Below are 17,895 nucleotides of genomic sequence, written 5' to 3' on the forward strand. Positions count from 1 at the left end.
CATGAAAAAATATGCCCTCTATATATTAGCCGGTGGAATGGTAGCCGGTACCGGTTGTAAGAAGTTCCTTGAAACAACGCCTGATATGCGTACGGAATTGGATACGCCTACAAAAGTTGCCGAATTATTGGCCACTGCATACCCTAAAGGCAACTATATCACCTTCGCTGAAGCCATGTCCGACAACTCGGAAGACAAAGGCACCAACGATGGTACCTTGGTGAATGTGCAGCCTTGGAGATTTGAAGATGTACAAGATCGTGACCAAGATTCTCCAGATAACTACTGGTTTCAAGCATATTCGGCCATTGCTGCCGCTAACCATGCATTAGCCGTAATCAACAAACAAACCGACAAAGCGGCTGCTTACCGTGCATCGAAAGGTGAAGCTTTAGTAGCAAGAGCATACGCGCACTTTATGTTGGTGACTTTGTATGCTAAAACATACGATCCTGCTACGGCGGCTTCTTACCCGGGTGTTCCATATATTACCGAACCAGAAACCAAAGTAGTACAGAAATACGAGCGCAAAACAGTGCAATACGTATACGAACAAATCGAAAAAGACTTGTTAGAAGGTATGCCGTTGATCGACGATAATTCGTACAAAGGTGCTCCTAAATATCACTTCACAAAAACAGCGGCTTTTGCCTTTGCTTCTCGCTTTTACTTATTCAAGAAAGATTATGCGAAAGTGTTGCAATACGCGAATGCTGCCTTCCCTAATGGTAATATTAAACCTTACTTACGCCAAGTAAACGTAGCATCTGAAAGAAACAAAGAGCCATTGGTAAAACGTGCTGAATACACAAAAGCAACTACGAAAGCCAACCTTTTGTTAGTGGAAACTACCTCTTGGTGGGCACGTAACTTAAGAGGTTACCGCTATGGTATGAACAGAAATGTGTTAACCAAAACCGCTTGGTCAAGAGGCGTTAGTGGTGGTTTATGGGGTTTCTCGTTCTACGGATCAGAAGAAACTCTTTTCACACCGAAGTTTGAAGAGCATTTCGTGAAAGAAGACATCAACGCGAATATTGGTATTGGTGTGAACGTAATTCCTTTGTTTACAGCGGAAGAAGTATTGTTTAACCGTATTGAAGCAAACATTTACTTAGGTGATTATGCGGCAGTATTGAAAGACATGAATGAGTTCGGTAGCTTACGTTTCATTGTAAACGATACCGACAACCCGAACTACGACCCGGTAAACCACGTGATTACGCAAGACAAGATTTTGGCTTTTTATAAAACGAATGACATCAAATTGGGCTTCATTAAAACGATTCTTGATTTCAGAAGAACGGAGTTTTTACAAGAAGGTATGCGTTGGTTTGATATCCTGCGCTACAACTTGCCTGTAGAACACGTTTCTTTCAACCTAAAAGATCGTTATATCCTTGGTCCTGATGATCCGCGTAGGATTTTGCAGATTCCACAAGAATCCCAATTATCAGGCTTAGAAATGAACCCTCGTTAATCCATTCAAAAAGCAACACCATGAAAAAGTACATTGTAGCGATACTGTCTGTTTGTTTTGCCGCGAGCGTGTTCACTGCTTGTAGTAAAAACGACGACAACCTCGACATCCCGTTGATGTACGAAGGCGATAAATACGCTAAAAACGCCATCGATACCTTCATCATCAACGAATATATTATCCCGTATAACATCTCGGTGAAATTCCGTTGGGACCCCTTCGAAGTTCCTACCAACAAGTTCTTGGTACCGGTAAAAGAAGACGTGGTAATCCCAGTTATGACGATCGTAAAGCAAATTTGGATCAACCCGTACGAGCAAATGCTAGGCAAAGGGTTTATTCAAAAGTATGCGCCTAAACAGTATGTATTAGTAGGTAGTGCCAACTACAATAATGATGGTACGATTGTATTGGGTGAAGCAGAAGGTGGTAGAAAAATTACCCTTTACCAGCTGAATAAATTCGACCGTAAGAATGTGCCTTTTGTGAAACAAATGTTACACACCATTCACCACGAATTTGCACACATCTTACACCAAACCATTCTATACCAAAGAGAGTACAAACAAATTACGCCGGGCGGCTATACTGCTACGTGGTATAACACCTCGAATGCACAAGCCTTGGCTTTAGGTTTCATTACACCGTATGCAAGATCTAACAGCGATGAAGATTTCGTAGAAATGATTTCAACGATGTTGGTAGAAGGTAAAGCGGGTTTTGATGCCATTGTGAACGCACAAACGCCGGCAGCACGTGATTTATTAAGACGAAAAGAAGCATTAGTTTCTGCGTATATGCTCGACAAATGGAAAGTAGACATTTACGAATTGCAAACCATTACGCAAGCAGCCATCGCACAAGCCACTAACTAATGAAAACAAGACTTAAATACGTTTGTATGAAAAATATTTTAATCCCCGGTTTGCTGCTCGCTATCATTAGCATAACAGCCTGCCGGAAAATCGATAGCGACCCGGTATTCGGTCAAAGACCGGACGAGCGTTTGATGGAAATTCTTGAAAAGGCCGACCAACAACTTAAAAGCAGTGAATTTGGTTACCAAGCGTACCTCTTCCCTTCTGAAGGTGGTAACGGTGGCTTTGCTTTCTATGTTAAATTCGATCCGAACAACCGTGTGCAGATGTACAGCGATATTAACGCTAGTACCAGCTCGCAAGTAGGTAGTAGCAGCTACCGCTTGAAAGCCATTCAAACACCTTCGTTGTTCTTCGATACGTATAACTATATGCACGTATTATCAGATCCCGACAACCCATTGGGCATTGGTGGCCGTGCAGTAGGTAACTACGGTGATTTCGAATTCTCTATCGATTCTACCAAGGGCGATACGATTCACCTAACAGGCAACAAACAAAAAAGCCCCTTCGTATTAGTGAAAGCATCCCAAGCAGATGCCAACTTCTACAAGAATAACGGCTTGTACAGGTTAGATTCTACCCTGCGCGATTACATGACCAATGCTACATTCCTCTACGTAGAAGATGCTAAATCGGGTAATTATGCCTTTAGCTTGAATGCAGATACCAGGGTGGTAAGCTTAAGCCGTGTTGAAGGTGGCGAGGTAGTGAGCCTCAATACAGAATATGCCTTAGCCCCTTACGGCTTGTATTTGAACAAAGCCATCACCATTGGCGGTGTTAGCTACCGCTATATTTATTGGGATGCAGCAACAAAAAGCCTGTACTTTAAAAATGGCGATACCCGTATCAATATTAAGAATGGTACAACCGCTATTATTCCATTCTGGCGCTATATCGGGGTTGACTTTAACTCGTTGGTGATTAACGATTCGCCGATGGATGGTTGGAGTACCGACTTTACAACAAAATGGAATGCAGCACGCGTGGCCATGTTGAATGGTCCGTATACATTGAGAATGGGTTACTTATTCCTCACATTCAATAAGGATGTGAAGTTGATGACCATCAACTTGTTCATTTACCAAGGAGCAAACCAGTTCTTAGCAACGTACCCATACAGCTACACGGTTACAGAAGACGGTGTATTCAAATTCAAAAAAGCCGGCGACCCGAATGGTAACGGTGGATTGATAGCGGCGAATATGGCTCCGCTCTTAAATCACATTGAGAATGATCGCTTCACCACAGATTACTTTATCCACCCAGTGGAAGGTGTGATGGGTATGATGAAGAGTGTAGAAAACCCAGCATTCAGTTTCTCAACTTATACGACTAATTTCTAGTGAAACATCCCGGAACAGCAAGCTGTTCCGGGTCTTTCCCTCGTCAACATAATTGATATACCATGAAAAAATTTCTTTACTTCACCCTCGCTACTGCCCTTGCATTGGGTGCTTGTAGTAAATCGGAAGACTTCATTATACCGGTAGAAAAATCGTATGCAGATACAGCTGTTAATCTCAGTACTTTCAGTAGCTTACTCAATAGTGCGAAAGATGGTTGGGCAGTGACTGTGATTCCTAAAGACCACGGTATTTATTCCGCTTACATTCGTTTCGATTCGGCCGCAAAAAGTTTCACCAGCATCACAGAATATGAAACTAAAACAGCTTCTTCGAAATACGAATTAACCGTTACCGGCCAATTGAATAGCACGCTTACGTTGGCTACCGGTAATTCATTCGAATTACTACCGGTGGAAACTACCCGTTCCATTGATGAGAGCTTTAATTTCGTATCGAATGTAAAAGACACTGTACGTTTACGTGGTGCTCGCTACGGCGATGAGTTGATCCTTACAAAAGCAACCACTGCTGAGCGTACCGCTTACGAAGCGGGGGCATTGAACTCGATGCAACAATTGATTCGTGCTTATTATAACGCTACTTTGTATCCTACCATCACTACACCGGGCGGCGAAAAGCAACAGTTAGATTTAAGTCCTACTGCCCGCTTTATTTCCCTCTTCCGCGTAGCGAACAACCTATTAGAACGCGAAGGAACAGATATGACTGCTACTTTAAGAGGTATCAAATTCCGTCGACCATTGTTCATTGGTAAGGAAACAGTAAGCGAGTTGTTATTCGATCAAACGGAAGGCAACTACTTCACGAATATTGGTACACAAAAGGTATTTTTAGTTGACAATGCCTTACCGAATATTCCTTTACACTTGGCATTGGGTAAATTATACCCAGCCACTTGGGGTACACCGGATAGAACCTTCTTCCCAGAATATGGCGTTTTACCAGGTAACTCTGTATCATTTAAAACAGCCTATGATAATGCAAAAGCAGCCTTACTAGGTATGGGTTTTTCATTGTACGGTATTAACTATACGTTTGTAACAGCTTCTAATATTATGAACGTAGATGTGTTCTTTGTAAGAGGGTCTACTATTTACCAAGGTCAGTTTGGCTACAACTACGTAAAAAATGCAAATGGCCAGTTTACGTTTACGGCTCGTCCTTTCACTACGGCTACCATTAGCCAGAATGCGAGCTTTATAAGATCGGCGATGTTGCCTTATTTGAACGTTTTGGTAGCACAGCCTTATACAGTGGGTTACTACGACGCATATCAAACTTTGGGCACCATGTTGGCACAATTCAAAGGCGTAAATGATCCTACCATGGAATTCACTGGGTTCTTTGCTTCGGTATTGACCTTGTAAAAGATAGTTGACCGTCGAAGTACAGGCTCGGCGGTCCTGGTTTCACCTATTTTTGTTTAGCCCATTTTTACCTTGTAATGGTTCAATCGACGGGCATTTCTACAATCTAACGCCTGGTTTGCAGGGAAAAAATAAGCCCCGGTATGCTTGCATGCCGGGGTTATTTATTGATAGCCCCTAAACAAAACTTCCTACCGGCTGTTAAATAATCATCCACTCCTCTTCCTCGGCACAAACATCACGCACCTCATCAGCATTATTCATCAAATAAATTATTCGCTGATGCTTCGTTTACTGCTGCTCGCTTTTTGCTGCTGCGTGCTTTTAAAAGTACAAGCACAACCTCAACAAGAAATCGGTTGGCCTCGACAATTAACGAAAGACGGGAACGCCATTACCTACTACCAACCACAAGTAGAAAGTTGGAAAGACTACAAAACGCTGGTAGCCAATGCTGCCTTCGCACTTACCCCTAAAGGCGGTAAAGAAACCATGGGCGTTGCTACTATAGAAGCGGAAACCAATACAGATAAAACTGACCGTATCGTGTATATCCGCAATATTAAATACACCAGTGTGCGCTTCCCTTCAATAGAAGATGATCATCAACGGGCGGCCATGGAAAAAGTATTCCGGGATATTATGCCTACACAAGGCGATCAAATATCATTAGACCGGTTAACAACGCAGATGAATGACAAAGCCAATCCCAACACGCCTACTGTTCAAGTGAAGAACGACCCGCCCCCGGTATTTTTTAGTCAAACGCCCGCCATTTTGCTCATTGTAGATGGCAAGCCGGTATTATCGCCCATAGAGAAAAACAGTATGGAATTCGTGGTGAATACGAATTGGGATTTGTTCTACGATAAAAGTCATAAGCAATATTACCTATTAACGGAAAACGTATGGTTGACGGCGGCCGATTTTAAAGGTCCATGGACGGCCACTACCAGTTTACCGAAAGACATGAGTAAGCTCCCTGCAGGGCAAAACTTCGACGATGTTAAGAAAGCAATACCACCGAAAGGCGGTACTGCGCCGTATGTTTTCTTTAGTGATAAGCCGGCAGAGTTAATCCTAATAAAAGGCGCCCCTGTATATTCAAAAATCAAGGGCACTAATTTGCTCTATGTAACCAATACCGATAATGATGTATTTGTAGACAATGATAAAGAACTTTTTTACGTATTACTTTCCGGCCGTTGGTTCTCGGCCAATAACTTTGAAGGCCCCTGGCAATATGCTGGAGATAAGCTTCCTAGCGACTTTAAAAGTATTCCGGCCAACTCCCCGAAGGCGCATGTATTAGCTTCCGTACCGGGCACTATAGAAGCCTCGGATGCGGTTATGCTGGCACAAATTCCGACGACAGCTATCATTAACAAAGCCGAAGCCGAAAAACAAGTGAAAGTAACATATACGGGCGATCCACAATTTGCGCCTATAGAAACAACTTCATTGGAATATGCCACGAACACGCAGGATAAAGTGATCAAAGATGGCGACCTATATTACTTGTGTTTTCAAGGTGTATGGTTCATGAGTACCAGCCCGAAAGGGCCGTGGAAAGTAGCCGATAATGTTGATCCTACAATATACACCATACCACCTAGTTCCCCGGTATATAATGTTACCTACGTTACCCAAACAAATGCCACCCCTACTACCGTAGAAAGTAGTACTACGGCCGGTTACTTCGGGATGTTCGTAGTAGGATTAGTGACAGGCATGGTTATTAATTACGGTACAGGCTGGTATTACCCGCCTTTTATGTATTGGGGACCTATGTATCCTTACCCTATTTACCATCCTTGGCCATGTACGTATGGTGCAGGTGTAGTGTATAACCCATGGACGGGTGGATTTGCAGCAGGCAGAAGAGCATATGGGCCATACGGGGCAGCAGGTACGTCTGCTTGGTATAACCCAGCTACAGGTCGTTATGGCCGTTCTGCCAGCGTACAAGGCTGGTACGGAGGCAGAACATCGGCCTCTTCATACAATCCATGGACGGGTGGGTATGCGCATACAAACCAAGGGCATAATGCTTATGGCCAGTGGGGGCATTCAACAGCCGCGGTTGGCAACCATTGGGTGCAAACAGGGCATGTAACAACGGCCGGTGGTACAGCAGTGGGTTATAGAACTGCTGGAGGTAATAGCGGCGTTATTACTACGGGCAACCGGGGCAACCATGTAGTGCACACGAATAATGGGAATGTATTTGCCGGGCATGATGGGAATGTATATCGAAAAAACACCAATGGTTCTTGGAGCCAGTATACGAAAGATGGAGGTTGGAACCAAGTACAACACAATGGGAATGCTACGCATACAAACCCAGGCCGCATAGGTGGCAATGAAGGCACGCAACACGTGATGCAGGGCTTAGATCGTTCGGCGGCACAGCGTAACCGGGGTGAGTTTCAAACAAGGCAATTCCAGCAGTTTCAACGGAGTGGAGGCTTAGGCGGTGCTCGCGGCGGGTTTGGCGGCGGGCATGGGGGTGGATTTAGAAGACGGTAAATGTGATTTGGTTAACATAGCAACCGGGCTGTAATTTGTGAAAATAGCAGCCCGGTTTTTTATTTTTCCAGGGCATGCAAGATCTCTTGTAGTTTTTGGGTATTTAAAATAGACAACATAAACGTAGTACCATCTTTCTTTACAACAAACAAACCGGCATTCCCTTGCGTAAGGTACCCTTGTCCATATTTCGGGCTTCGCTTATACCCCCATCCCAAGAAATCGCCCAGTGCATTGAATTCTACCACCTGCACATAATCGATATCCTCCCAAGGAATGGTACGCAATTTCCTTACGTGGGGCGGGTAAGTAAAATGTACCCCGTCTTCATCTACCAATACACTTAAGCGGTAGATCAATAACAAGGCAAATACAGCCAATTGCAGCAATATAGCTAACGATAAGGCTATAATATCTACTTTATCTCCATTGTACATAAACTTGATGAGCAATACCACCAATAAAATGAAAATGGGTAAAAAGAGTAAAAATAAAATGGGGGTAAATAAGCGGGAGCGCTCGCTGAATGCATCGTGTTGTTTCATAAGATCAAATATTACCGCGTTGGCTACCTTTAAGGTACGAAAAATATAGCGTACAACCGGCCCAATTTTTATTACCATTTTCTTATTTAACGCATGATTACCAGCATTATTCGGACTCCTAATCGTGCAAAAGCTTAACAGTGATTTAAAATAAGTGTTACAATGACAATTAAATTACGTAAATCATTGAAAAATACCCACTTCCGAGTAATGTACGAGCAAATTGCCTGTTGTACCTTGCATTTGAATTATAGCCCGCTTAAAATCGCTTATGGATGTATTGCTCTTAGGAGAATTAAAAAAACTTTGGCAATCCCTTGCTAAACATGTATTACCCGGTGAATTCGATTTCAAATTCGATGTTCAACAACACTTATTAAACATCTTCCATGTTGAGGAGTATTATTATTTTATTTTTAACACAGGTACGGGTACGCTTGAATTTGTAAGCCCACAGGTTAGTAATGTATTAGGTTATACCGCTGAAGAATTTGATTCCATGCAGTTTCTTCGTTGCATACATCCCGACGATCAATTCTGGTTTTTAAACTTTCAAAATATGATAGCGGAGTTTTTCATGAACTTACCGCCCGGGAAAGTCATGCATTATAAAATCCGTTCCGATTTCCGTTTGAGAAAGAAAGATGGGGAATATGTGCGCATATTGTCACAAGTAACCGTTCTTCAAACCAATGAAATTGGTAGTTTGCTGCGTGGGTTTGGTGTACATACAGATATTACGCATTTGAAAAAAGATGGTCGCCCCATGTTGTCTTTTATTGGCATGAATGGAGAACCGTCGTATATTGATGTGGAAGTGAAACCGGTATTCCTTTCCTTCAAAGAACTTATTTCTCCCCGTGAAAAACAAATCTTGCAACTTTTAATCCAAGGGAAAACGAGTAAAGAAATAGCGATTGCCTTAGGGAATACAAAGCAAACAGTAGATAAGCAGCGGAAGAATATGCTCGTGAAAACAAATACGAAATCGTCGGCAGAACTAGTGGTGAAAGCCATTCGCGAAGGATGGATATAAGATATAGATATATCAAATACTGTGATCGATTTTTGCATGCATGAATATTCATTTATAAACTCCATCTTTGCAAAAATTTTCAGTACGTGACTCACTCCTCCAACGCTAGCGGGAAATTCGTTTCACTTATTTTAATACTCGGAAGCCTTACTGCACTCGGACCATTTACGATCGACATGTATTTACCCGGGTTCCCGGCTATTGCAAAAGATTTACAAACGGATGCTAACCATGTAGCCTTATCGCTTTCCAGTTATTTTATAGGTATCTCCGCTGGACAATTATTATACGGCCCTTTATTGGATCGTTTCGGTAGAAAACTGCCCTTATACATAGGCTTGGCCGTGTACATCATTTCCTCCTTAGCTTGCGCTTATGTGCATACGATCGACGGTTTAATTGCTTGGCGTTTCTTCCAAGCTATTGGTAGTTGTGCTGCCACCGTTGCAGCCATGGCCATGGTGCGTGATTTATTCCCAGTAGAAGAGAGCGCAAAAGTATTTGCCTTATTGCTATTAGTGGTAGGCGCATCACCGTTATTGGCCCCTACTATTGGCGGTTATGTAACAGCGGCATTTGGCTGGCATTCCGTTTTTCTTATCCTTACAGGTTTAGGCATATTAACTACCATTGCTTGCATTTTGTGGTTGCCTACCAAGTATCAACCCGACAAAAACATTTCCCTTAAACCGGGCCCTATTTTACGCACATTCGGGCAAGTATTATCACAAGCACAATTTTATACGTATGCCTTTACCGGCGCCATTGTATTCTCGGGATTGTTTGCCTATTTATCGGCATCACCGAAGTTATTCATGGAAGTATACGCGGTATCGGAGCAAGCCTATGGTTGGATATTTGCTGTATTAGCAGCGGGTTTCATTGGTTCTAGCCAGTTTAATACGTTGTTGCTGCGCAAGTTTAGTAGCGAACAATTGATTCGTTTTGCTTTGCCGTTACAGGCATTGATTAGCATTACGTTCTTTGCAGCTGCGTACTTTGATGTATTGAACTTAACCTTGGTATTAATTTTCATCATGTTATGGAATTGTTGCTTGGGTATTATTAACCCCAATGCTGCCGCCTTAACATTGGCTCCTTTTGAAAAGAATGCGGGCAGTGCTTCTGCTTTAATGGGCGCGGCACAAATGGGCATAGGCGCACTTTCCAGCGTGTTTGTGAGCTTACTCAGTGCTAACAGTGCTATGCCGTTGGCGACTGCTTTCTGCGGTGCCTCCGTATTAGGATTATTGGTATTGATGATTGGAAGAAGAAACATTAAGCACCCTATCAAAGCTGCTACAGGCACTACGATGGCTGCACACTAAAATAACAAAGGCTGCTGTACACCACAGCAGCCTATCTTTGTAGATATATAAAGACACGGTTAATCTTGCCAACCAAATAAAGACTTCGCTTTATTATAATCCGTGTAATCTCTTTCCCCGCTCCTAGCCACCGGCGTAATTTTCGAAGCAGGTACAAATACAAATTTGAAACGACGGAATTCTACAGCCGGCACATAGGCCGAACCATCCGGTTTGTTGATCCTAAATGCTAAAACGTATTGATTTACATTTGCACCAGGGTAAAGGAGGTAGCGGGTTTGATATAATCCGCCTGAACCTAAGCCAGGACATGGATACCATGCACCATCTAATTCAGCAGTGGGATTATAATACACCAGGACTAAACTGGAATCGACAAATCCCTTCCTTAAATTATTCAATACAAAGTTTTCGGCACCGCCATTCACAGTCTTAGCACCGAATGTGAAGGTTACAACATTGGCGTTTCCATCATTGCCGTCTTTGCCAGGCGCACCATCGTCGCCTTTTTTACAAGCTGCTAACAAAAGGAAACCCAATACGAGTACAAGCAAATTTTTCATGTGTAATGACAATTTGGGTAAGCAAAAGGTAAAACTGGAACTTCCAACAAAACAGCAAATAATAGTTAACACTCAAACGCGTAGCACCGGGGCCGTTGCTGCGGAAATACTGTAAACGATAAAGTACAAAACTATACTGCAACGGGTATACGTACAACGGCCATTTCATTGGTGGCCGGAAATTGACTATATCTGGTCGTATTAACCTGGCAAGTGAAATAACCGTTGTTTTTGTATACTGTTTTTATAAAAGATTCCCTTTCAATACCTTCACGGCATCACCACGCTCTAACTCGTTGTGTTCCTGCCATTGCGATTGTTGCTGTTCCGCCAAACGTGCAGCTTGTACGGCATGAAACTTCTCTTCCAAACGCTGTAAACATAATTGCTTGTTTTGCAATTGAGAACGGGTATCTGTTACGGTAACCGAAATACCTGAAGGTTGATGGATACCACGTACCGCCGTTTCTACTTTATTTACGTTCTGGCCACCAGGTCCGCCGGAACGGCACGTTTCAAATACCACGTCTTTGGGGTTCCATTTTTGCGCAGCTCCTGGATCGAATAAGGAAACACCTACGAACCAGTTTTTACGCTTATGGAATTTTCTATACGGGCTTTCTGCTATCCATTGAATAGTGCCCTCCCATTCTTGAAACACATCACGTACACCGTGCCCAAAGGCCAACAGTGTAACCGATAAAAAGGTGCCTTTAAGATCACCTTTTACTTCTTCAATAGTATCGAGTGCAATGTGTGCTGCTTTTGCGTGGGCTACAATTTTCTCTTTTACTTTAGCTACTACACGGGCACATTCAACTGGGCCACGGCCCGATGATATTTGGATAATTAATTTGTCCATTGTTTATTATTCTTTGTGCATGCGAACGATTTTAGGTAAAAACCGTCCTTGTACATTTACTAATTGTGTTTGCGCTGCCATTACTGTTTCAATGTCTTTATACGCAAACGGGTTTTCTTCAACGCTGCCACCAATTAAGGTAACGCCTGCATCGGCTAAAATTTTCTTTAAGGCCGATACGGTCATTTTTTGTTTGGCTTGTTGCCTGCTCATAGCCCTACCGGCACCATGAGAAGCTGAATACAAGGCCGCTTCATTGCCTAAACCTTTTACGAGGTAAGCAGCGGTAGTCATACTACCTGGAATAATTCCCCATTCGCCGGCATGTGCAGGCGTAGCACCTTTACGGTGTATGATCGCTTCTTCACCCGATGGCAATGTATCTTTCCAGGCAAAATTGTGGTGGTTGTTAATGTTGGCCATTGCTTTTAAGCCCAAGCTTTTCAGCAGGTTGTAGTGAATGGCTTCGTGGCATGCCTTGGCATAATCGCCTGCAAGGTTCATACTCAACCAATATTCTTGACCGGCTTCCGTATCTAAATCCAACCACGCTAAAGATTGCGCCGAACGCGGCAGCTTACAAGTTTGCATGGCAATTTGCGTGTAATGTTGCGCAATAGTAGCACCTAAACCGCGGCTACCCGAGTGCGACAATAAGGCTACATACGACTTTGCCGGTAATTGTAAATCATTCCCTTCGGGCATATCAATTAACCCGAATTCTACAAAGTGATTACCCCCACCAGAAGAGCCGAGTTGCCTTGCTGCCTTGATTTGCATACGTTTTAAGAAAGCCGTGTCGTCGAAACGCGCATCGTCTAAAACTGGATGCTCCTGGTGAAATTCCAAACCGCCTTCCATACCGAAGTGTGTTTGTTCTTTCAGAGCCACTTTCATTTGGTAGCTATAGCGTTTGAAGAAACTTTCATCTTCATCAATAATCGACAACGACATTCTACAACCAATATCCACACCTACTGCGTAGGGAATAACGGCATTTTTCGTAGCCAATACACCACCAATAGGCAAACCGTAACCGGCGTGTGCATCGGGCATAAGCGCGCCTTGCATGGTAATGGGTAAGCTCATCGCTGTTTCCATTTGTTTCTTCGCGCTGTGTTCAATGCACTTGCCACCAAAAATTTTTAACATGCCTGTTTCAGCCAGTAAATCGAAAGTCTGCCAATGAATGTCGACTTCCTTACCGGTGAATTGTTCGGCTATTTTTCCCAGTACTTCGTGTTGTAAGTAGTTGTTGGGATTGTTTTTGATATCTGTCAACAAGTCAATTAATGCCTCGTTGGTATCGTGTTTATAATGTTTCGATAGAATATTTAATGCCAAGCTGCGGGCTTGGTCGTTTGTATATCCTATTTTACTGAGCGTTTTAGCTTTTAACTGGCCCATAATATTTTTAGTTATATGCCATATCAAATATTGACATAGCAATTCCATATATGACTAACACTTCGTTAGCATATCATTCAAGAAAATAAATAAATTACATGGTAATGCCCTGTCGCGTTGGAGCAACGCGATGCAATCATACACTCAAGAAACTGCTATAGGCAAAACAATCCCCTAGCGCGAAGGTGCACTGTATGTTTCAATAATAAAAACAGGAAGACCGGCCTAGTTTAGGCAGCGAGTGAAGAGGGCGATATGTGAATACGTTCTGTCATGATTCCTTAGATTTAAATGTGAGTGATAAAGGAATTCGATGCAAAAGTAGTACTTCATTTCAAATTATAAAATTTTTTATCATCTTTTTTCTGTGGAAGCTGCACACTCCATTTAATTGACATATCAATTATATTTCCAAAACACGCTATGAATAACGCTTTTAACTGCCTATAAACATAAGAACAATATTTATGTGAAATCTTGCAGGTAAATTCCGAAAAACGGGTTTTCTTTGCAATGCATGTCACTATTTATCACTTCGCTTAACTCTGGCAGTAACGGGAACTGCTATTATATCGGCAACGAACAGGATGCCGTGTTGATTGATGCCGGGATCTCTTGTCGTGAAACCGAGAAGCGTATGAAACGCCTAGGACTTTCCATGCAGAAGGTGCGGGCTATATTTGTTTCCCACGAGCATTCCGATCATATCCGCGGTATACCCGTATTATCGAAGAAGTTTAATTTACCGGTGTACATCACGGGCGAAACGATGCGTAGTGGTGGTTTAAGTTTACCCAGCGAACGCGTAATCAGCTTTGACCCCTATGCGCCGATCGTGGTGGGGGAATTGAAGATTACTGCTTTCCCGAAGTTCCACGATGCCATTGAGCCTCATAGCTTTATTGTACAGAATCACGAAGTGAACATCGGGATTTTTACAGATATAGGGGCACCCTGCGATCATTTGATCCAGCATTTTAAAATGTGTCATGCTGCTTTTTTGGAGGCGAATTACGACGAGGCCATGTTGGAAAACGGTCGTTACCCTTACTTTTTGAAGAATAGGATTAGGGGTGGCAAGGGGCACTTATCTAACCGCCAAGCATTGGAGTTGTTCCAAGCACATAGGCCGGCGCACATGAGCTTGCTGTTGTTATCGCACTTATCGAAAGATAATAATGATCCACAGCTAGCCCAATCCATGTTCAACGAGCATGCAAACGGGGTGAAAGTGATGGTTGCTTCCCGTTATGAAGAATCGCCTGTATTTAAAGTACACACCACGGGATGCCAAAACATCCATGAAATACCGCTGTTATTCTAAATAATTGTATATATGCTGAAAGTAGTGCCTGTATTCCGTGTATTCAACTACGAAAAAGTGATCGAGTTCTATGTCGATTTTCTCGGCTTTGAAGTGGTATTTAAGCACCAACCTGGCAACTTCCCTTTTTACATGCAGGTGAAGTTCCAAGATGCCTTACTGGATCTTTCGGAACACCATGGAGATGCTACCCCGGGCGGCCGCATCTTTATTACGGGTATGAAGGACTTAGCTTCATTCCAGCAGCAATTAATGGCAAAAGAATATAGATACCTAAAACCCGGGCTTCATAAAGCTTTTTGGGACGAAAACATCCTGTTGGTAGAAGTATTAGACCCTTTCATGAATAAAATTATTTTCCAAGAGACGTTGACGCCGCAATCTTAGGAGCAAGGAAATTAAATATCCGCTTCACAATCACTTCAATATAACGCTTCAAATACGCTTCATTCAAGTAAACGTTCGAGAAATTCTCGAAGCGGTCGCACTGTATTCCCAAATAGAAATAGTATAAAGCCACGCTCAGCGCGGGAATAGCCTGTAACTCTTCCGGTTGAACGGGGCGCACACTGTTGTAACCTGCCATGAAAGCAGCGTATTTCTCTTCATACGCAGGACCTTCTTTCTCTAAATGGTATAATTGCATGAGGTAATAGGCTAGATCGAGGCAGCGTGGACCATTTCCTAAGAAATCAAAATCGAAGATGGTTACATCCCCTTCAAGGCGGATACTCATATTGTCGAACCAAATATCCATGTGTACGGGGCCTTTCGGTAGTAAGTCCCAGTTCACTTGTTGCAGGCTTTCGTGGAGTATGGTTCTTGTAGACGCCATAAATGTGATCTCGGGGGAATGAGGATCGATCCACTGGCAGAGTTTAGCAATAGTATGGTCGAGTAAGCGTTCGGGGGTATAGGTTTCGCGTTGAATGTTCATTCCTGCAGTTACTTCGTGAAAATGGGCCATTACCTCCCCTACCTTCTTGTGCAAATCGGCCCCATAGAACATCACCTTCTCACCAGCAGCAAAAGAAAACATCACCCCGTAGCGCAGGCCTTCCGGGCTTTGTAGTGCTTGCATATATCGTCCTTGCTTATCGGCTAAGGGGTAAGATACGGCCACGTTTTGCGCTTGTAATGTAAGCAGCACTTGGATTTCTGCCTGTATTTCCGCCTCGGAACGCCAATTTATACTGTACACCCTGAATACACCTGCCCCTCCTTGCCATTGTACTTTAAAAGTGTGGTTAATACCCATACGGAGCATTGTACAGGTAACCGGCCCAGGTAACTGGTAAGCCGATTGTAGATACTCACCCAAAGCAGCGGGTGAAAAAGTGGAGGTGATAACGGGCAGTTGTACCATAGTTGAATGCGTATTGGCGTTTAAAAAGGGGACGCAAGTTACGCTTAATTCTTTATAGCCAGCAATGATATTGAAAAACAATAAGTTATATTTTGACATTGTCATATCAACATGATTCACAATCAATTACAAGGGTCAAATCGGCTGGAAGATAGGCTTTTACTGGAAAAAGATAGGGTGGAGATAGGCTCGAGATAGGCTTGGGATAGGGTCGAGATAGGCTTTAGATAGGGTAAGGATAGGGTGATGGTAGGGAAAAGTAAGGGGAAGATCGAAGGAAGACCGATGTAAATACGATGTATTTACATGGAACTTACTTAGAAAGTACATGGAAAGTACTTGGTGACTACTTGGAAAACACATGGCAGCTACATGAAATGCCTTGCTTGAAGATGCTAGGAAGCCTTGGGTAGATATTGGACTAACACTAGATGCTAATGGGAAGCATACTGGGATATGGCAATAAAACATGCCCAAGCAATGAGAGGGCAGCTATTAACTACTTGATAAAGAAGAGGAAAGAAAGGCCAAATTGCTTTGGCCTTCGTTATTATATTAACAGAATATCGATTCTATGGGCTTGTACCTTTTCAGCTACATCCGACCAAGAGAACACGGTAAAGTAGCCATCTTGAGAAGCTACCAAACCAATGGCATCGCGCTGATCGTGAATGAACTGGGCTGTAGATAAATGCCTAGTGCCGCCAATACTTGATGGATGTACTTCTTTGGCGCGGCCACCCATAATCGGTTCAATCATTACAATTTGATCTACCGGGAGGGCACCTTGTGCGCGGGCTATTTTGGCACCGAAAGCTAACAGTTCGTGGCTTTGGTTTACAATAGTAGCACCATCTACCGCGGTAAGACCTGTAATGTTAGATACTTCGCGGCGGAGGGCGTTTTGCCAGAAGATTTCGCTGGTGTTGCTTTCGGTTACTCTTCCCAAGTCGGCCACACCGCTAAAGGAAGGTTGGATAGCATATTGCATGGGGTGAATGATGGAATTCCGCCAATTCGCATGCTCGTCCGGCACTACCAATAAGATACCGCCCCGTTTGTGGGCCCGCATCGATACGGCGATTTGGATGAGGATGTTGGTAGGGTCGTTCCATACGGCCGAGGTTTCGGTACCTAGGAGGGCCGATACAATCGACGGGGTATCGGGGAAGGTAGCACATTCTTCGTCGACGATCTTTACTTGGTCGCCTTTTAGTACGGCTACGTTCGCGAACTTCGCTAGGCCCATGGCGCGCCTGTGTTTAACCACAATGAGGCCGGGCTCCGATACATCTACTACAAAGCAGTATTGTGGTAGTTTATTCGTGGTTCCCCAGATATAGAGTCCATCTTCATCATGCCAAATGCCTACATGTACACCGGCACTTTCTACACCGGGACCTAACTTGGTAAGTACATCTGCATTAAAAGCCAAGCGTTGGGCGAATAATAATGGTTTACCCGATTGTTCGGGATGTAGAAATGCAAGCGATATTTTCGTGGCAATGCCTTCTTCCCGGCGTAAGCTCGCCCAAAAGGCAACGTCGATAATTTTTTCTATGATTTGAACCCCGGGCGCATTCGCTAAATCACCTTCTCCATTTGCTTTCGCTGCATTCAAATGTTTACAGTAATGCATTGAAATACTATCGGCGACCTTTTTAGCGGCGGCGTAGGTTGATTTGTATTTGATTTCCATATAATAAGTGCACGTTCCAATCGAAACGTCGTCAAAATTAGTCGAATAAAAAACAATCACATATGGCTGCACGTATGAAAACTGTAAAATTTCCATGATCATTGAAAAATGATGACATTTGCGGAAACTCAGCTTACA

15 protein-coding genes are annotated in these 17,895 nt (G+C 43.3%); 9 read left to right on the top strand and 6 right to left on the bottom strand.

Annotation, left to right across the window (positions count from 1 at the left end; translation table 11 throughout):
* The first annotated feature begins 1 nt into the window (after position 1).
* The 5 genes from LX64_RS06040 to LX64_RS06060 all read left to right on the top strand — a co-directional run bounded on the left by LX64_RS06040 (position 2) and on the right by LX64_RS06060 (position 7,627).
* Positions 2 to 1,480: a RagB/SusD family nutrient uptake outer membrane protein gene (locus tag LX64_RS06040; protein WP_111597050.1), complete on the top strand. Its 1,479-nt coding sequence runs from the start codon at positions 2 to 4 to the stop codon at positions 1,478 to 1,480.
* A gap of 20 nt (positions 1,481 to 1,500) precedes the next feature.
* On the top strand, positions 1,501 to 2,355 hold the full coding sequence (locus LX64_RS06045) for a zinc-binding metallopeptidase (protein ID WP_111596716.1): 855 nt from the start codon (positions 1,501 to 1,503) through the stop codon (positions 2,353 to 2,355).
* Between the two features lie 26 nt (positions 2,356 to 2,381).
* Complete coding sequence (locus tag LX64_RS06050; RefSeq protein ID WP_158538544.1) at positions 2,382 to 3,707, top strand: DUF4302 domain-containing protein; 1,326 nt, start codon at positions 2,382 to 2,384, stop codon at positions 3,705 to 3,707.
* A gap of 62 nt (positions 3,708 to 3,769) precedes the next feature.
* Positions 3,770 to 5,098, top strand: a complete 1,329-nt coding sequence (locus tag LX64_RS06055) for a DUF4302 domain-containing protein (RefSeq protein WP_111596718.1) — start codon at positions 3,770 to 3,772, stop codon at positions 5,096 to 5,098.
* A 282-nt stretch (positions 5,099 to 5,380) separates the two neighbouring features.
* Positions 5,381 to 7,627 (top strand): hypothetical protein, encoded by a 2,247-nt coding sequence (locus tag LX64_RS06060; RefSeq protein WP_148707209.1) that lies wholly within the window; start codon positions 5,381 to 5,383, stop codon positions 7,625 to 7,627.
* Between the two features lie 59 nt (positions 7,628 to 7,686).
* Here LX64_RS06060 and LX64_RS06065 read toward each other — a convergent pair whose 3' ends face one another.
* The gene (locus tag LX64_RS06065) at positions 7,687 to 8,172 is read right to left on the bottom strand and encodes a hypothetical protein (protein ID WP_148707210.1); all 486 of its coding nucleotides are present in this window, start codon (positions 8,170 to 8,172) and stop codon (positions 7,687 to 7,689) included.
* A gap of 271 nt (positions 8,173 to 8,443) precedes the next feature.
* Between LX64_RS06065 and LX64_RS06070 the strand changes: the two genes are divergently transcribed.
* Both LX64_RS06070 and LX64_RS06075 read left to right on the top strand, forming a co-directional pair.
* Positions 8,444 to 9,208, top strand: a complete 765-nt coding sequence (locus tag LX64_RS06070; protein WP_111596721.1) for a LuxR C-terminal-related transcriptional regulator — start codon at positions 8,444 to 8,446, stop codon at positions 9,206 to 9,208.
* Between the two features lie 86 nt (positions 9,209 to 9,294).
* Entirely contained in the window at positions 9,295 to 10,536 is a 1,242-nt protein-coding gene (locus LX64_RS06075) for a multidrug effflux MFS transporter (RefSeq protein WP_111596722.1), read from the top strand.
* A gap of 59 nt (positions 10,537 to 10,595) precedes the next feature.
* Here LX64_RS06075 and LX64_RS06080 read toward each other — a convergent pair whose 3' ends face one another.
* The 3 genes from LX64_RS06080 to LX64_RS06090 all read right to left on the bottom strand — a co-directional run bounded on the left by LX64_RS06080 (position 10,596) and on the right by LX64_RS06090 (position 13,368).
* Positions 10,596 to 11,099, bottom strand: coding sequence for a hypothetical protein (locus LX64_RS06080; RefSeq protein ID WP_111596723.1), 504 nt, complete (start codon positions 11,097 to 11,099; stop codon positions 10,596 to 10,598).
* Positions 11,100 to 11,343: 244 nt separating this feature from the next.
* Positions 11,344 to 11,961 (bottom strand): peptide chain release factor H, encoded by a 618-nt coding sequence (gene prfH, locus LX64_RS06085; RefSeq protein ID WP_111596724.1) that lies wholly within the window; start codon positions 11,959 to 11,961, stop codon positions 11,344 to 11,346.
* A gap of 6 nt (positions 11,962 to 11,967) precedes the next feature.
* Positions 11,968 to 13,368 (bottom strand): RtcB family protein, encoded by a 1,401-nt coding sequence (locus tag LX64_RS06090; RefSeq protein ID WP_111596725.1) that lies wholly within the window; start codon positions 13,366 to 13,368, stop codon positions 11,968 to 11,970.
* 517 nt (positions 13,369 to 13,885) lie between these two features.
* Between LX64_RS06090 and LX64_RS06095 the strand changes: the two genes are divergently transcribed.
* Both LX64_RS06095 and LX64_RS06100 read left to right on the top strand, forming a co-directional pair.
* Positions 13,886 to 14,692 carry an MBL fold metallo-hydrolase gene (locus LX64_RS06095; RefSeq protein ID WP_111596726.1) on the top strand — a complete coding sequence of 269 codons (807 nt, stop codon included), beginning with the start codon at positions 13,886 to 13,888 and terminating at the stop codon, positions 14,690 to 14,692.
* Positions 14,693 to 14,704: 12 nt separating this feature from the next.
* The gene (locus LX64_RS06100) at positions 14,705 to 15,079 is read left to right on the top strand and encodes a glyoxalase superfamily protein (protein ID WP_111596727.1); all 375 of its coding nucleotides are present in this window, start codon (positions 14,705 to 14,707) and stop codon (positions 15,077 to 15,079) included.
* On the opposite strand, the gene LX64_RS06105 is transcribed toward LX64_RS06100, so the two are convergent.
* Both LX64_RS06105 and LX64_RS06110 read right to left on the bottom strand, forming a co-directional pair.
* Positions 15,045 to 16,163 (bottom strand): phosphotransferase enzyme family protein, encoded by a 1,119-nt coding sequence (locus LX64_RS06105; protein ID WP_111596728.1) that lies wholly within the window; start codon positions 16,161 to 16,163, stop codon positions 15,045 to 15,047. The genes LX64_RS06100 and LX64_RS06105 overlap by 35 nt on opposite strands.
* Positions 16,164 to 16,608: 445 nt before the next feature.
* A complete protein-coding gene (locus LX64_RS06110) occupies positions 16,609 to 17,757 on the bottom strand; it encodes a putative sensor domain DACNV-containing protein (RefSeq protein WP_211324744.1) in 1,149 nt (382 codons plus the stop codon).
* Positions 17,758 to 17,895: the final 138 nt, after the last annotated feature.

Source organism: Chitinophaga skermanii (assembly GCF_003259335.1).
Lineage (GTDB): Bacteria > Bacteroidota > Bacteroidia > Chitinophagales > Chitinophagaceae > Chitinophaga > Chitinophaga skermanii.

What these genes read in the sequence shown, in the direction of transcription:
- LX64_RS06045 (WP_111596716.1), top strand. Translation starts at nt 1,501, where the DNA reads ATGAAAAAGTACATTGTAGCGATACTGTCTGTTTGTTTTGCCGCGAGC.
- LX64_RS06110 (WP_211324744.1), bottom strand. Translation starts at nt 17,757, where the DNA reads ATGGAAATCAAATACAAATCAACCTACGCCGCCGCTAAAAAGGTCGCC.
- LX64_RS06055 (WP_111596718.1), top strand. Translation starts at nt 3,770, where the DNA reads ATGAAAAAATTTCTTTACTTCACCCTCGCTACTGCCCTTGCATTGGGT.
- LX64_RS06095 (WP_111596726.1), top strand. Translation starts at nt 13,886, where the DNA reads ATGTCACTATTTATCACTTCGCTTAACTCTGGCAGTAACGGGAACTGC.
- LX64_RS06040 (WP_111597050.1), top strand. Translation starts at nt 2, where the DNA reads ATGAAAAAATATGCCCTCTATATATTAGCCGGTGGAATGGTAGCCGGT.
- LX64_RS06080 (WP_111596723.1), bottom strand. Translation starts at nt 11,099, where the DNA reads ATGAAAAATTTGCTTGTACTCGTATTGGGTTTCCTTTTGTTAGCAGCT.
- LX64_RS06070 (WP_111596721.1), top strand. Translation starts at nt 8,444, where the DNA reads ATGGATGTATTGCTCTTAGGAGAATTAAAAAAACTTTGGCAATCCCTT.
- LX64_RS06100 (WP_111596727.1), top strand. Translation starts at nt 14,705, where the DNA reads ATGCTGAAAGTAGTGCCTGTATTCCGTGTATTCAACTACGAAAAAGTG.
- LX64_RS06065 (WP_148707210.1), bottom strand. Translation starts at nt 8,172, where the DNA reads ATGAAACAACACGATGCATTCAGCGAGCGCTCCCGCTTATTTACCCCC.
- prfH (WP_111596724.1), bottom strand. Translation starts at nt 11,961, where the DNA reads ATGGACAAATTAATTATCCAAATATCATCGGGCCGTGGCCCAGTTGAA.
- LX64_RS06050 (WP_158538544.1), top strand. Translation starts at nt 2,382, where the DNA reads ATGAAAAATATTTTAATCCCCGGTTTGCTGCTCGCTATCATTAGCATA.
- LX64_RS06060 (WP_148707209.1), top strand. Translation starts at nt 5,381, where the DNA reads ATGCTTCGTTTACTGCTGCTCGCTTTTTGCTGCTGCGTGCTTTTAAAA.
- LX64_RS06105 (WP_111596728.1), bottom strand. Translation starts at nt 16,163, where the DNA reads ATGACAATGTCAAAATATAACTTATTGTTTTTCAATATCATTGCTGGC.
- LX64_RS06090 (WP_111596725.1), bottom strand. Translation starts at nt 13,368, where the DNA reads ATGGGCCAGTTAAAAGCTAAAACGCTCAGTAAAATAGGATATACAAAC.